The 15,540-nt window shown below is 45.8% G+C and carries 14 protein-coding genes; 5 read left to right on the top strand and 9 right to left on the bottom strand.

All coding sequences use genetic code 11. The features are described from left to right. On the top strand, window positions 1–753 hold a 753-nt coding region (locus tag B5D26_RS02745; RefSeq protein ID WP_327196244.1), incomplete at its 5' end, for a choice-of-anchor U domain-containing protein. Between the two features lie 89 nt (window positions 754–842). Continuing rightward, window positions 843–1,526, top strand: a complete 684-nt coding sequence (locus B5D26_RS02750) for an outer membrane beta-barrel protein (RefSeq protein ID WP_078744163.1) — start codon at window positions 843–845, stop codon at window positions 1,524–1,526. Between the two features lie 111 nt (window positions 1,527–1,637). On the opposite strand, the gene B5D26_RS02755 is transcribed toward B5D26_RS02750, so the two are convergent. The 3 genes from B5D26_RS02755 to B5D26_RS02765 all read right to left on the bottom strand — a co-directional run bounded on the left by B5D26_RS02755 (window position 1,638) and on the right by B5D26_RS02765 (window position 3,599). Further along, entirely contained in the window at window positions 1,638–2,339 is a 702-nt protein-coding gene (locus tag B5D26_RS02755; RefSeq protein ID WP_078744164.1) for a BamJ family beta-barrel-assembly machinery protein, read from the bottom strand. A gap of 126 nt (window positions 2,340–2,465) precedes the next feature. Then, window positions 2,466–3,014 (bottom strand): DUF4124 domain-containing protein, encoded by a 549-nt coding sequence (locus B5D26_RS02760; RefSeq protein WP_139776595.1) that lies wholly within the window; start codon window positions 3,012–3,014, stop codon window positions 2,466–2,468. Between the two features lie 48 nt (window positions 3,015–3,062). Beyond that, entirely contained in the window at window positions 3,063–3,599 is a 537-nt protein-coding gene (locus tag B5D26_RS02765) for a TIGR02444 family protein (RefSeq protein WP_078744166.1), read from the bottom strand. Between the two features lie 43 nt (window positions 3,600–3,642). On the opposite strand from B5D26_RS02765, the gene B5D26_RS02770 reads away from it, so the two are divergent. Continuing rightward, window positions 3,643–5,571 carry an ATP-binding cassette domain-containing protein gene (locus B5D26_RS02770; RefSeq protein ID WP_078744167.1) on the top strand — a complete coding sequence of 643 codons (1,929 nt, stop codon included), beginning with the start codon at window positions 3,643–3,645 and terminating at the stop codon, window positions 5,569–5,571. A 115-nt stretch (window positions 5,572–5,686) separates the two neighbouring features. On the opposite strand, the gene B5D26_RS02775 is transcribed toward B5D26_RS02770, so the two are convergent. The 5 genes from B5D26_RS02775 to B5D26_RS02795 all read right to left on the bottom strand — a co-directional run bounded on the left by B5D26_RS02775 (window position 5,687) and on the right by B5D26_RS02795 (window position 9,650). Then, entirely contained in the window at window positions 5,687–6,469 is a 783-nt protein-coding gene (locus tag B5D26_RS02775; protein ID WP_078744168.1) for an SDR family NAD(P)-dependent oxidoreductase, read from the bottom strand. Between the two features lie 18 nt (window positions 6,470–6,487). Further along, window positions 6,488–6,925, bottom strand: a complete 438-nt coding sequence (gene dtd / locus B5D26_RS02780) for a D-aminoacyl-tRNA deacylase (RefSeq protein WP_078744169.1) — start codon at window positions 6,923–6,925, stop codon at window positions 6,488–6,490. A 94-nt stretch (window positions 6,926–7,019) separates the two neighbouring features. Continuing rightward, window positions 7,020–8,258, bottom strand: a complete 1,239-nt coding sequence (locus tag B5D26_RS02785; RefSeq protein WP_078744170.1) for an HDOD domain-containing protein — start codon at window positions 8,256–8,258, stop codon at window positions 7,020–7,022. Between the two features lie 9 nt (window positions 8,259–8,267). Further along, window positions 8,268–8,639 carry a CoA-binding protein gene (locus B5D26_RS02790; protein ID WP_078744362.1) on the bottom strand — a complete coding sequence of 124 codons (372 nt, stop codon included), beginning with the start codon at window positions 8,637–8,639 and terminating at the stop codon, window positions 8,268–8,270. Window positions 8,640–8,648: 9 nt separating this feature from the next. Continuing rightward, complete coding sequence (locus B5D26_RS02795; protein WP_078744171.1) at window positions 8,649–9,650, bottom strand: hypothetical protein; 1,002 nt, start codon at window positions 9,648–9,650, stop codon at window positions 8,649–8,651. A 247-nt stretch (window positions 9,651–9,897) separates the two neighbouring features. Between B5D26_RS02795 and B5D26_RS02800 the strand changes: the two genes are divergently transcribed. Next, entirely contained in the window at window positions 9,898–10,317 is a 420-nt protein-coding gene (locus B5D26_RS02800) for a YqaA family protein (protein ID WP_078744172.1), read from the top strand. 156 nt (window positions 10,318–10,473) lie between these two features. Beyond that, the gene (locus tag B5D26_RS02805) at window positions 10,474–13,332 is read left to right on the top strand and encodes a bifunctional diguanylate cyclase/phosphodiesterase (RefSeq protein WP_078744173.1); all 2,859 of its coding nucleotides are present in this window, start codon (window positions 10,474–10,476) and stop codon (window positions 13,330–13,332) included. On the opposite strand, the gene B5D26_RS02810 is transcribed toward B5D26_RS02805, so the two are convergent. Then, complete coding sequence (locus tag B5D26_RS02810; RefSeq protein WP_159445571.1) at window positions 13,329–15,407, bottom strand: putative bifunctional diguanylate cyclase/phosphodiesterase; 2,079 nt, start codon at window positions 15,405–15,407, stop codon at window positions 13,329–13,331. The two genes, B5D26_RS02805 and B5D26_RS02810, sit on opposite strands and share 4 nt — an antisense overlap. Window positions 15,408–15,540 lie beyond the last annotated feature (133 nt).

The following is a 15,540-nucleotide window of genomic DNA, read 5'->3' on the forward strand; positions in this document are numbered from 1 at the left end:
CCAGAGCCAGAGCCAGAGCCAGAGCCAGAGCCAGAACCAGAGCCAGAGATTCCTCCAGTGGTCGACTGGGAGCAACTGCCTGATGAAGATGGCGATGGTACACCAGAGTCTATTGAAGATTTTGTACCTGCAATAGCAGGTACAGGCACTGTACAGGGCGATGGTAATGGCGATGGCACACCAGACCGAGAGCAATCAGAAGTCGCCTCTGTGCCTTTCCGTAATACAGACAAAGTGACAGCTGTCCTAGATGCGCCAGTGGTATTTGTCACCTTAGCAGCAGCGGGTAATAACGGTAATAACAATGGCGACAACCCTGCTAAACCTGTCGCTAAATTGAGAGATGTGAAGCAGTTAGATGCACCAGAGGATAAACCTAGTGATATGGAAATGCCGCTGGGTCTAATCAGCTTCTATGCGGACTTGGACGCACCGGGGTTGATTCAGAACTTCAGCTTATTGGTAGACGCCAGCGCTCAAGTAAACGGTTACTGGAAACAAATCAGTGATGGTAACTGGGTGAACCTAGCCAGTGAGGCCTATAACGGTAGCATTAAGCAAGTGGGTAATAAATGGCAGCTGGACTTTGAAATCCAAGACGGCAGTGTATTTGATGATGACGGCGTTGCGAATGGTGTGATCTATGACCCAGGTGCACTAGGTTATCGAGAGCCTACCGCCTTGCCAGACCCAATTTCACCCTTTGAAGGCACCAACGCCCACCAGTTCTTTGACTGGATGTTACTGGGATAACCACTCAAAAAGTGGAGCGCCTCTGAGGATTGGCTCAGAGGCGCAGTTAACCTAAAAACCTTTTATTTGTGACTCAGGATAATAACACCATGCGGTATACGCCTTATCTAATCTCTGCGGGTTTAACACTGGCCGCACTGAATGCCCATGCCAGTCCTTATCTGACACTGGAAGCGGGGCAAACTCGCAGCAACCTAGATACCGCCCACTTTCAAAGCTATCACACAGGTATTATCAATCAGGGTGGCAGTGCAACGCTCTCTGAAGACAATAAGGATACCGCCGTGATATTGAGTGTGGGTTATCAATACACGCCTTATCTAGCTATTGAAGCCAGTTATCTAAACTTGGGTGAGGTATCCGCCACCTCGAACACAACCGATACCAGCAGCACGGGTATCACCCGAACCCGTACTATCAAAGAAGCAGCCGAGCAAAATGGCGTTCTGCTCAGTGCCATAGGCCAATACTCGGTCAATGATCATTGGCGATTAAAAGCTCAACTGGGGTTCGCTTGGCTCAAGCAAACCGCCTCAGGCTCGGCCAATGGACAAAGTGTTAATGCCGCAGGCACGGTGCTAGCCACCGAGAGTGAAAGTTTTAGCAAATCTAACAATGAGCGAGTAGCAGTGGCTGGTTTAGGTGTTGGTTATCAACTGAAGCCTGATTGGCAGTTACAGCTAAACTGGCGACGGGTCATGGGCACTGATCCGGGGGTATTGGGCAAGCTTGATGTAGATATTCTCTCGCTTGGTGCTAAATATCAGTTTTAGCCTTGCACTTTACACCATACTCGAAGTGCATAATGTGCAAGCACCCAAACAAAAGGGAAGTCTTAATAGACCTCCCTTTTTTGATCAAAGATAGCTTTAAGTGTGAATCAATTACTCTGCCGCCACACTTGGATTTACATCCAACAGCTCTACTTCAAAAATCAGAGTTTCATTTGGCCCAATAGGGCCACCCGTACCGCCCGGGCCATAAGCTAGATCAGATGGAATAAACAGTTTCCATTTGCTGCCAACAGACATCAGCTGTAAACCTTCCTGCCAGCCTTGGATCACTTGATTCAAACGGAAAGTCACAGGCTCGCCACGCTGAATTGAGCTATCAAATACCTCGCCATTAATTAGCTTACCTTCGTAGTGAACTTTAACTTCGTCGGTTGCTGCGGGCTTTTTGCCTTTACCTGCGGTCAGCACTTGATATTGAAGACCAGAGTCAGTGCTTTTTACACCTGATTTCTTCGCGTTTTCAGCTAGAAATTCTTGACCTTTTTTCAGGTTGTCTTCAGCTGCTTTAGCTTGGGCTTCTTGTTGCTCTAGCATCTTTTTCTGCTGGAAAGCGCGCATGGTTTCGCCCACTTCCGCTTCGGTCATTTGTGGCGCTTTACCTGCGTAAAGGTCTTTTATTGCCTGTGCCATCACATCCACGTTTAGCTCTTGCACGTCTTGTTTTAGACGTTGTCCCATAATCAGACCCAAGCTATAGCTAAGACGATCCTGTTCTGAGCTGAGTTTAGTTTCCGCCATTACTGGAGTAGCCAGTAGGCTACCTAAGGTCAGCGTAAGTAGCGTTTTTTTCATGAATATTCCTCAATGGGTCTGTGTTTTTTTATACCCTGCAAAGCCTTAGGATATAGATAATAAAGTCTTAGGATACAGTATGTTGACTTTCTCGTCTGTGCTTTGAGTCACCGATACCAGTCTTGATTATTGTGTTTGCGCTTTTAACAGCGCATCAATTTGGGCTTGGCGCTCTTGCAAAATACGTTGTGTTTCTTGGGCTTGCTTCATTAAAGCTTCTGTATCTGATAACGACAATGTGCCCGATAGATTAGAGCTTGGCATTTTGACCTCAGAAGCGCTATTTCTGTTCAATGTTAATGCAGACTCCGTAGTCTCCACCTGTTTTGGTTGATAAGCGGGTAGCTGATTAGATTGACGAATAGTGTGTTGCTCAGCGTTTTGCTGTCCTGCTCTGTCGGAGTAGTGCCACTGCCCTTCGGCATCTTGCCAGCGATATACTTTAGTTTCGCCATTTTCGCCATTAGTGTTACGGTTTGGGTTGTGATGCGGCGTAGTCGTATCAGTATTTAAGGGCGCAGTTTGTAAAAGCGCCTTCACTGATTCTGGCAGGGCTGCTTCAGGTAAAAAGGTTCCAGCACTGATCAAAGGCTTGCCGTCTGAACCTTTGATAAAGAACGGTGCGGCCATGGCAACAATAACAACAATGATCAGTAGTTTAAGAAATAGTTTCACAGGTGCGTCTGTCAATTAAGGTCTAGATAAGGGGTATTACTGATAAGGTTAAAACTCAGCAGCCAGTTGTCGAGCGATCTCCTCATCAACCACCAGAGCCAATAAGTTAGCCAGCTCATCGGTGGCAATCTTGGTCATTTTGGCATCTTTCAATACAAAGGCCATATTGTTGCGCAGTGCCGTGGTGCGATCAGTACAATTTTGTACACCTTTTTTCAAGGCATACATCAAATAGAGCAAAGCTTGCTCATGCTGCTCTGCAATCATCTCAGCTTCTAATAAGTGCTCTCGCATCTCTTGCAAGCGTGGCTCAGCCTGTGCCATTGCTTTAAGGTGTCGACGCTGTTTCCGCAGCGGCACTACAAATTGATTATGCCAACCAATAATCGGCTCAACCTGTTGTGCCCAATCTTGGCTGTAACACACATTTTGTGTGCTGAGCCAACAAGAAAATAATAGGTGATTGACCATCACGCCTTGATGATCCTGCAAATAGATACAGGACATTTCTACGGTTTCTAATCGATAGAGTTTCGTAGAAAAGCGCCAGAATGGGTTATCATATTCCAATGCTACATCTGACATGCTCGCCTGCCTCCGGGCTCATTTATTTTGACTTGAAACTCACATGATTACATTAGAACGCCTGAGCCTGCAACGGGGAACGCAAACCCTTTTGCAAAATACCTCTCTGATTATTCACCGTGGCCAACGCATTGGCGTGGTCGGTGCGAACGGTGCAGGTAAATCCAGTTTATTTAAGTTGCTGCTGGGTGAGTTACATGCCGACAGCGGCGATCTGTTTATTCCAAGTAACCTGCGTATTGCCCATATGGCGCAGGAAGTTCATGCCTTAAACAAATCTGCGGTTGATTATGTTTTAGATGGCGATAAAGAGATGCGCGCGGTTGAAGCCGAATTGGTGAAGGCGGAAGCGGCAGATGATCACCATCGTATGGCAATACTGCATGCCAAAATGGAAGATTTACAGGGTTACACGGCGAAAAATCGTGCAGAGCAGTTGTTGTTGGGTTTGGGCTTCTCAATGGCGCAGACCCTGCAACCCGTGCAGTCTTTTTCAGGGGGCTGGCGTATTCGCCTGAACTTAGCCCAAGCGCTGTTGATGCCTTCTGATTTATTGCTATTGGACGAGCCGACCAACCACTTAGACTTGGATGCAACCCTGTGGTTAGAGGGCTGGCTTAAACAATATCCGGGTACTTTGTTGCTGATCTCCCACGACCGTGACTTTTTAGACAGCGTGGCAGACAGTATTGCCCATATGGAACAACAAACCATTACACTTTATCGTGGTAACTATTCCGCGTTCGAGTTGATGCGCGCGCAGCGTTTAGCCCAGCAACAAGCTCAGTTTGAGAAACAGCAAACCCGAGTGGCTGAAATTGAAAACTTTGTACGCCGTTTTAAAGCCAAAGCCTCAAAGGCCAAACAGGCTCAGAGTCGGGTCAAAGAGTTGGAGCGCATGGAGTTAATCGCCCCAGCTCATGTGGACTCACCTTTTGAGTTCACCATTCCTTGTACGGAAAAAACCTCATCACCTTTGCTGGTGTTCGATCAAGCCCAGATTGGTTATAGTGATAAGACCATTCTAAATGCGGTGTCATTTAGCCTATTACCCGGTATGCGCATCGGTTTGTTAGGCCCCAATGGTGCTGGTAAATCAACCCTGATCAAAGCGATGGTTGGCGACGTTGCGCCGCTGTCAGGCGTTTATACCGCAGGGGAAAATCTTAAGATTGGTTACTTTGCTCAGCATCAACTAGAAGCGCTTGACCTTAACGCCACACCGTTACTGCATATTCAGCGTTTGTCACCTAAAGTGTCTGAGCAAGAGATTCGTAACTATCTGGGCGGTTTTGGTTTCCGTGGTGATGATGTTGAAACCGAAGTGACCCGATTCTCAGGTGGTGAAAAAGCCCGTTTGGCGCTGTCGTTAATTGCATGGCAGAAACCTAACCTGCTGATGATGGATGAGCCAACCAACCACCTTGATCTTGAGATGCGTTTGGCGCTGACTATGGCGCTGCAAGCGTTTCCCGGTGTGGTGATTTTGGTTTCCCACGATCGTCACATGCTACGTAATACCGTTGATGAGTTCTGGTTGGTCTGTGATGGTAAAGTGGAGCCTTTTGACGGTGATCTTGAGGACTATCATCAATGGCTGAAGCTGCGGACACAAAACCTACAGAAAGAGCAAAAAGCAGAGAGTGGGACAACCGACAGCAGCACAGCCGCGCCAGAAGACAAACGTGATCGAAAAGAGGAGCGTCGCCTAGCCGCACAAAGGCGCGAACAGCTACGGCCCCTAAAAAAGAAAATCGAGAAGCTTGAACAGCAGTTAGAGCAAGTGCAAAGTCAATTGGCTGAAATTGAACAAGCACTGTCTGAGCCTGACATCTACGACGCAAAAAACAAAGAGTCGCTACAAAAATTGCTAAAACAGCAGGGCGAGTTGAACCAAAAAGCGGAACAGATCGAAACGGATTGGATGGTGCTGCAAGAGGAGTTAGAGCTATTAGAGGAAGGCTTAGATTAATCTATATTGTACCCAAGCCAAATTAAACGGCCTAATATTTAGAAATAGAAAGAGCGCCACGGTGCGCTCTTTCTATTTCTGTTATTTAGCAAGCCTATCCATTTTCAGGCAGTCGTTACTGAGTGTCACCGTACTGCATTTTTACAGCCATGCCGCCATCAATAACAAAGTTCTGCCCAGTGATAAAGCTTGCAACATCGGTGGCTAAGTAACAGACCATATAGGCCACATCATGGGGTTGACCAATACGGCCTACAGGGTGTTGTGCTAAATCAGCAGGTGAGTGCATAGGTTCAATGCTAGACCGTGATTTTTGCCAATCACCCACTTCGATCCAACCTGGACTAATGCAGTTCACTCGTACATCAGGCGCTTGGCTAATCGCCATCGCATGAGTTAAGGCCAATACGCCGCCTTTGCTGGCCGCATACGCTTCTGTGTCTCGTTCTGACTGTAACGCACGGGTAGAAGCTATATTGATAATGCAGCCTTTCTGCTCACGTAAATAAGGCAGTGAGTATTTACTCGATAGAAATACCCCCGTCAAATTCACATCTAAGTAGCGTTGCCATTCATCAAGGGACAGGTCTTCAATAGGGTCAGTGAAAGGCGTTGAAATACCTGCGTTGTTTACCAGTACATCAAGGCGGCCAAACTCATCAATAATGTTTTGCAGCCCCTCTTGCACACTAGACTCATCTGAGACATCAAAAGAGAGGGCGTGTATGGTGCCAATATCAGAATAAAGTGCTGCTGTTTCATCCGCTGCTTCCATGTCGATATCAGCACAGATGACGGTCATGCCTTGATTCAACAGACCGTGACAGATTGCGCGGCCAATACCTTGGCCGCCACCTGTGATCAAAGCAACTTTTTGCGAATAGGAGTTATGGCTCATGATTACACCTTAATCAAATCAGGTTTCAAGCAAGAAAGTGACAGGGCCGTCATTCAGTAACTGTACTTTCATATCGGCACCGAAGCGCCCTGTTGCTACGGTATGATGCTTTTGCCGCGCTTGTTCTACAATATAGTGATACAGCGCCTCACCGTCGGAGGGTGGCGCTGCGGAAGAGAAGCTGGGCCGTAAACCTTTTTGAGTGTTCGCTGCTAGAGTGAACTGAGAAACCAATAACAAACCGCCGTTTACATCGGCAACACTCAGGTTCATTTTCTGATTGTCATCAGAAAAAACGCGATAGGCTAAGATCTTGTGTAACAAGCGGTCAGCATCATCTGTGCGATCACCTTTTTCAACACCGATAAAAACCAATAACCCATGATTGATTTGACCAACTATTTGCTGGTCAACCTCAACCTTCGCATGAGATACACGTTGAATTAATGCCCGCACCTTCAGGCTCCTTTAACGTCTAAAGACCCAAATAAAAGAGGCATAGTATCTGATTGGTTGGCTTTTTTCCTTACCCATCCGTCTTATTGTAAAGTTAACGGCTGAGTAATTGCCTAATTTCACTAATTTGTTCTCTGGCGTCGTCTAGAATTTTCAGTGTCATTGAGTCACTGAGTTGACCGGGGGCTATTTTTTGATAGGCGGGCACTTGGTTAATTGCTGGAATCCAAGGTGCTCGGTCTGCCATATGTAAGCTATGTAGACATGCCAAAAGTAAAATGTCGGCAATAGTCGGTTCTGGATCATTCGGCTCATAAAACCATGAATCAACATGTTGAACCGCTGTAATTAAAGGAATAGATAAATTCCAGCGATGCAGAATCATTGCACCTGCTTGACCACGGGCATCGGATAGAATCTGGCTTAAGTAGTCTGGGTCTTGTTCTAGTTCTGGATAGTGTTCTGCAAATTGCAGTAATGGCAGCTCACCCACATTATGTAATAGCCCTGCTAACATCGCTTCTTCGGGTGGAATTTTTGTGCAGGTTTTTGCCAGAACATAGCAAAGCGCGGCTAATTGTACGCCCTGTTTCCAGCAGCCAAGCATGCGATTTTTTATCCAAGGGCTGTTGGACTTTAATTTGTCTTTTAGGGCGAAGGCCAAAACCAAATGCCGAACGGCATTGATACCCATTCTGTTTAGCGCATCTGAAACTGATGAAACAGATGACTTGCCTCGGTACATTGGGCTATTGGCCAAGCGTAGCAGCTTAGCGGATAGTGCAGCGTCAGAGGCGATTAATGTGGCGATTTGATCAAGATGCAAACTATCATCGGTGATGATCCGGCTGATGCGCTGAGAAATCTCCGGTAAGCTGGGTAACTCAAGACGGTTGTTCATCAATGCTTTATAAAAATTCAGCACCACAGGATGACTACTGCTACCCGCCATCAACTCAGGGTTATTAAAATCGCTGGTGATATTCTCAGATTGTAGTGACTGTAAAAGGTCCGCATTGACCAAAAAATACTCAATATCGGTTTGAGCAATAATTTGCACTGGACTTGGGCGTAGATTCACTAAACTCAGGCTGCTACGGGCATCACCTGCATTTACATTGGTTTTGTTTAGCTCACTGCATATTTGCACAGAACCTTTCAGCAAAAAAATCTCATAATCAGGTATGTCGCCAAAACTCACCAACAATGTACCTGCTGCAGCATTCATTCTAGCAAGTTGATGGCTCAACAGAATTCGTTGATCATCCGCCAAGCGAGAAAAGGGGCTGAAAACAGCCAAACGTTCTGGTGCAATGGTAAGTGAGTCGATCATATGAGCTTCTTAAAACTGGTGATTGCGCAAAAGCACTAAAGTACAGCCCTTTATCCAAGGGATGCCCGCATCGGTTAACGCAGCTTGTACGTCAGGTGACTCTGTACCGGGGTTGAACAAAACCCGTTTAGGCTTGAGCTTTAATATGGCATCAAGCTGTTCAACCAACCGCTCCGCACCTAGGTATAGGCTCAAAGTGTCAACTTGTTCAGTAATCGCACTGAGGCTAGGACTACAGGGCCAGCTTTCTATCTTTTCAAAAGCAGGGTTAACGGGGATCACTCGATGCTGATACTCGGTCAGTAATCGTACCGCCTGATTAGAAAAGCGTTCAGGCTTTGGGCTTGCCCCTAATACCGCGACGGTCTGCGTTACGCTCATGATCATTATTCACTTATCTGCTTTATGGTCTTTTATTGTTGATTCAACTGGATCTGAAGAACTGTCCGGTTCTAGCTGGCCTTTTGCTCTAACTTGCAAAGGCTTTTGGTCATCTGCTGGTTTGCTTTCTTCCGCAGAGGGCTTAGCCGCCGCTTCAGCCTCTTCTGTTGTGTCAGCGTCTTCACTAAAATCAAAATCTTTAGGATCTAACTCAAGGTCTTCCATTAACTTATCTTCTGCTTGTTGAAGAAAATACTCTTGGGCAGCTTTTCGCGCCTCTTCAACAAACTCATGATAAAGCGCAACATCTTGTAATGTCTTGATATTATTAAACAAAGTGTGTTCTTTTGACATTAAAGCAATACGTCTGAACTTACGCGCCCGTAACCTAGCATTAAAGTGAACCAACGGATAAATACGGTGAATATAGCCTCGCTTACCCTCTGTTTGAACGATGTACTCAGTTACTTGGTTTTTTATTCTACGACGTTGAGTCAAAAGCTCAGGGTGTTTCCCCAAACCCGGTAGAAAGCGCATCATACCTGTGCCGTGGCTCAGCCATAAAACAAAGGCGATACCACCAGAAATACCGCCTACCCAAGGGTGCACAAGGTTGAGTAAACTGCTGGCAAACAGAAAAACAGCAACGCCTAAACCAAAAAACCAGCCTAAACGTGCGCGCCGTGCTACTTCTACTTCAAAGTCTGAGGGGTATTCTGATAGCGACAACAGACCATAGTCTAGATTTTCTAACTCTTTATAGAGCAGTTCGCGCTCTGCTTTTTGGCGTTCTTCCTCAGCTTTTTTGCGCTCTTCTAGTTTTTTTTCAGCCTGCTGTGCTTCCCATTGTGCTTTGATTTTCTGACGTTCCTCTTCAGCCTCCTGCTCAGCTAACTCTGCAGGCGTCAGCTTATGATGCTTTGGGTAAACCCCTGGCACTAAAGTGAACTCATTTTTTACTTTGGCAGGGGGTGTATCACCCTGATCTACCGAGCTTTTTTTATCATCCATTTTTCTACACTGAGCTTAAGTGGCGACCATTATTGGTGAGGTATAAAACAATATTAGCTTTTTTTCCGCTTTAAAAGCTGTTTCAAGCTGTAACGACATGCATTTTTTTTATAATCATAACTTCAAATGCCGTATGTAGTGTGATCTGTGAATCATTTTGATTGGTGTTTTAGGGTAATCAAGCCATCATAACAGCTCTTGCGTCAGGGCTTCACTTTGTTACAAAGCCCTATATTTAGGAACAGCTGTGCTCAGTTACTTATCATTGTTTTTTTCCGCCTTGCTATCGGCTACGTTGCTGCCCGGTTCATCTGAGGCTCTGCTACTTATTTTATTGCAAGACGAACAGGCTAATCTCTATCTACTTTGGGCAATGGCAAGCTTTGGCAATGTTCTAGGCTCAATCATCAACTGGAGTTTAGGTCGATTTGGCTATCACTGGCGTCACCATAAATGGTTTCCAGTGTCGGCGCAGGCTTTAGAGAGCGCTGCGGTAAAATATCAACGCTGGGGCAAGGCTTCTCTGTTACTGGCGTGGGTGCCCATTATTGGAGATCCGCTGACTTTAATTGCAGGCTTTTTAAAAACCCCCTTTTTGCACTTTGTTATCTTGGTCGCTTTGGGTAAAAGCCTGAGATACGCGCTCTTAATATGGTTGTTGGCTTAAATATTAGCCTCTGAGTTGTCATAGGCTAGATTGTTGGCTCTAGATATATTTTCTCTTATCCCCTACATGTTATTCTTAGCGTTGAGAGTTTTGTTTGAGTGCTTGGTTTAGTCTGCAAGCTGAACAAATCCGTTCATATAGTAGAGTACAGTGTGCATGAAGCTAAAGGTTAACGCCCAAAGTTTACCTAAACTGCAAATGGTCGGTATGGTCAGTTTTGTCTTGCTATTCACCCTGCTGTTGGGTGGTTATTTTTTATACGAACAGAGCCAGCACCGTGACTTTCAACTGGAGACTTTAAAAAAAGAGATTCTCCTTCAACAAGAGGCATTGCTTGAGTCCGAGTTAAATGCTTCTGTCAGTTATACGCACTATATGCGTACTCGTACCGAGGAAATATTAAAGCGAGAGTCTAAGGTACATGTTGATCAGGCTATTGCCATTGCGCAGTCTATTTACGATCAGCAAAAAGGGCGTATCCCCAATTCTGAAATTAAGGCTCTAATTCGAGAGGCTCTGCGAGATATTCGTTTTTTTGCAGGGCGAGGTTATCTCTTTATTGATGACCTTGACGGCCTTTGTATTTTATTACCAACTGCCCCACATATTGAAGGTCGCTCCTTGCTTAACAATAAGGACGATACGGGGCATTACATCATGAGAGGATTGATTGAGGCGGTCAGTAATCCTGAGCAGGCTGGTTTTTCTCGTTATCGCTGGTATGCACCTGATGATAACAAGGTAATGCGTGACAAGATCGCCTATGTTCGGCTATTTGAACCCTTTCAATGGATAATAGGTACAGGGGATTACTTATACCAAATTGAGAATGACCTAAAGACGGAAACTTTAAGGCGTTTAGAGCGTTTTCGCTTTGGTGATAACGGTTACATTGCTATTGTTGATTTTAATGGCCAAGTATTGGTTAATCCCATTTTGCCTTCTATCCCCGATACCTCTCTAAAACAAACACTCAAACAGAAAAGTCTTGAATTAATATTGGAAAAGGCTAAATCAGGCGGCGGTGCCATCAGTTATGATTGGTTTTATCCTGATGGCCGTGGTCCTGTTATCAAAAGGGCATTGGTTAAAGTGGTGCCTGAATGGGAGTGGGTCTTAGTTGCAGGACTTTACCCTGATGATTTAACTCCTCTTCTAGATCGGCACCGTGACATGCTAGATAAGCAGTGGGTTAGAAGTTTAAAAACACTCTTGCTGGTACTGTCCCTGTCGAGTATTTCCGCGTTGATTTTAGCGCTGATCTTTTCTGGTTGGTTGAAAAGCCTATTCCGACGCTATCAGGCAGATATTGACCGTCAGCAAGCAGAGCTCACTGATAATGCTCAAGCATTAGAACTTGCAGCACAGGTTTTCCAGAGTGCAACTGAAGGGATTGTCATTTCTGACCCCCATAATCATATCTTAGCCGTCAACCCTGCGTTCACTGAAATCACAGGTTACACAGAGGCAGAGGCGATTGGTCGTGATCCCTCTTTTATGGCATCAGGTAATCATTCTGATTTATTTTACGCCAGTATGTGGCAAGCACTTTCTGAAAAAGGTCATTGGCAAGGAGAGGTCTGGAATCGGCGTAAAGATGGCGTTTTGTTCCCTGAGTGGCTTTCCATCAGCATGGTCAAAAAAGAAGATGGCCAAGTCAAAAACTATGTCGCAACACTGTCTGATATTAGCGTTCGCAAAGAAAGTGAAGAGCGCCTACGCTATTTAGCTGAATATGACTCTTTAACAGACTTGCCCAACCGCCGTTTATTAGCAGAGCGCACAACACAAATGCTGCATGTGGCAGAGCATAACCGACAGCAGTTGGCGTTACTTTTTGTTGATTTGGATCGCTTTAAAAATGTTAATGATTCTTTAGGCCATGATATTGGTGACCAACTGCTCTGTGAAGTTGCCAAGCGTTTGACCACAGCCGTACGCGGTAATGATACTGTCAGTCGTGTGGGTGGCGATGAGTTTGTGATTCTGTGCCCTGAGATCACTCAGCCTGAGCAAGCGGCTGCTATTGCCAGTCGCATCTTGACCGATATTGCCATGAGTATTGAGCTACAAAGCCATCTGCTCACTGTAACCCCAAGTATCGGTATCGCGTTTTATCCACAAGATGGCGAAAATTTTGAGACCTTGTATCGCAATGCCGATGCCGCGCTTTATCACGCTAAGAACCAAGGTCGTGATCAATATCAGTTCTTCACCCATGAGATGAATGTTGCTGTCTCAGAAAGACTTTCTATGGAAAATGCCCTACGCCAAGGGATTCTGCGTGATGAGCTTAAACTGGCATATCAACCACAATATTGCATTGAAACAGGGCGTCTAAGAGGCGTTGAAGCTTTAGTCCGTTGGCAGCATCCTGAAAAAGGTTTGATAGGCCCAGATCAGTTTATCCCTCTAGCTGAAGAGTCAGGTTTGATTATTGCGCTGGGAGAGTGGGTGCTACGGGAAGCATGTTGTCAAGGGCAGCACTGGTTAAAGCAGGGTTATCCCACAATTGAAATTGCAGTCAATGTCTCAGCGCTTCAATTTAGAGAAGGCTTGGTCTCAATGGTCAGCAGAGTGCTGACAGAGACTGAGTTTCCTCCGCAAAACCTTGTATTGGAGATGACTGAAAGCACATTGATGAGTGATGCTAATTGGGCGATTGAAACCTTGGATGAACTCAAGGCGCTTGGGGCTTGGATCTCCCTTGATGACTTTGGCACAGGCTATTCATCTTTGGCTTATTTGAAGCGCTTCCCTCTAGATAAGCTCAAAATTGACCGTGCTTTTGTACGTGATTTACCAGATGATGCCGAAGATGTCGCCATTACCTCGGCGATTATCAGCCTTGCGCGCAGTTTAAACTTACTGACAGTAGCGGAGGGTATTGAAACCCCCGAGCAGCTGGCATTTCTAAAACAGCAAGGCTGCCAGCTTGCACAGGGCTTTTTATTAGATCGTCCTCTGTGGGGACAAGACGTAGAGCAAAGGCTGCAACAAGCAATGCCAGACTAGTCAGGGCTATCAACAGGCATCAACAAAGCCATATCGAAGTGTTTGATATGATGTAAAAGATCAACCTCTGTCATAGGTTTTGCCAGTAAAAACCCCTGTCCTTCGTTGCAGCCTAGAGACTTTAATAGTGCGAGTTGGCGAGGGGTTTCAATGCCTTCGGCGGTAACGCTGAGTTGAAGGCTATGCGCCAACTGGGTGATTGCCCGCACAATATTGATATCGTTACTGTCTTGCTCTAGCTCTTTGACAAAAGCACGATCAATTTTGAGTGTGTTGACTGGAAGCCGCTTTAGATAGGCTAACGAAGAGTAGCCTGTGCCAAAGTCATCAATGGCAATTTTAATCCCTAAAGCACGCACTTTTTGTAACTGCTCAATAGAGTATTCGACCTCTTCCAACATACTGGTTTCGGTCAGTTCTAGCTCTAAGTGTTCTGCGGGTAAGCCTGTCAGTGTTAAGCAACGTTCAATCATTTCAACCAGTTTAGGCTGCTTCAACTGTCGAGCAGATAGGTTCACGGAGATCTCTAAATTATACCCCTGTTTAACCCACTGGCTTGCGTAATGACAAGCACGCAACAATACCCACTCGCCAACAGAAGTGATTAAGCCCATCTCTTCTAATACAGGGATAAAGTCTGCGGGGGAGACCATCTTGCCATCACTACGCACCCAGCGTAATAACGCCTCAACACCTTTCACTTGGCCTGTTGTCAGATCTATTCTGGGCTGAAACACCAAATGAAACTCTTTGTGTAGCAGGGCTTGTCTAAGCTGATTTTCTAGGCGCACGCGGTTTTGTGTTTGAATCGTAAGGTCTTCAGTAAAAAAACCGAAACCTTGATCAGTGCTTTTACAACGGTGCATGGCGCTTTCGGCTTTGTTAATCAGTTCATCAAACTGGTCGCCATCAAAAGGGTATAATGTGATCCCCAAGCTTGCAGACATGAATAGCTCTGCTTGAGTGAGTGCAAAAGGGGGCATCATAATTTTTTGCAGCTGCTGCGCCATTTGTGCTGCTTGGTCAGGGGTTTGAATGCCTTCTGCCATCACTAAAAAAGCATCACTGCCTAGACGACCTACAAACTGTTTCCCCAGCTTCTCTTTTAAACGGTTGCTGACCAGCTTCAATAGCTGATCACCTGCAGCACGCCCCAAACTGTCATTAATTCGGCTTAAGCGATCAAGATCTAACAAAAACAAAGCCATTGGGGTGCGACGACGTAAAAGCACATGCTGCTCAAACTGTTCTGCCAAACGCTGACGATTTGGAAGTCTTGTTAGAGGATCATAGCGGCGTAGATCATTTAAACGCTCTTCGCTGTTAAGCAACTCACTGATATCACGTCCAGTTGAAACAAAGTGACTGATTTGGCCAAACTCATCTCGAATAGGGGTTATAGTTTTCTCTTCATGGAAGGTTTCACCGCAGCGACGGCGGTTGATAAAAGTACTGCGATAACTACGGCCTGAACGCAAGGTATGCCACATCTCACGGTAAAATTGAGCGTCGTGCTCGCCAGAACTGAGTATCCGAGGGTTTTGCCCCAGTACCTCAGCTTCGGTGTAACCTGTTTGCTGTAAAAATGCAGGGTTGATGTACACAATTCGACCATGACTATCTGTCACCATGATCAAGTCTTCTGTTTGCTGCATCACTTGATGAAAATGCACGGGCAAACGATTGGCCTGCTGATATTCGCTAATATCTTTGATGATCGCCTGTAATTGCCCATCAGCCTCTGGCATAGGTATCAATTGCAACTGTACGGCGCGGCTTGTTTGGCTTTGCTGAGTGGTGCTAGGGTAATGCAATGTCAGCGCTAACTGAAATGCCTTATGATTGGCGCAGGCGTCCAACAGACTCTTTTGCTCTTCTAAAGCGAGTAGATCTAACAATGCCATTGCATCAGTTGAGGTTAGCAAGCGTTGAGCCGCTTGGTTGGCATAACCCACTTGTGCAGCACTAGACAGTAGAACAGTCGGAATGGGCAGTTGATCAACCATAGAGCGAAAGGTTGGTGCAACTGGGATCAGTTTGCGTTCAGCGGAGGACTCAGACTTAGATAAACTCATTAATCTTTTTAAAACTCTTCGCGGCAAAAGCAGTGCCAAAAAACTATAAATCCCTCCCTCCATTAATCCTGCGCATAAAATAACAGGGTTCATGTCAGTGTCATAGAGTCTTGATACAGGTATTTCAAAGCCC

The organism is Oceanospirillum multiglobuliferum (assembly GCF_900167095.1).
Lineage (GTDB): Bacteria > Pseudomonadota > Gammaproteobacteria > Pseudomonadales > Halomonadaceae > Oceanospirillum > Oceanospirillum multiglobuliferum.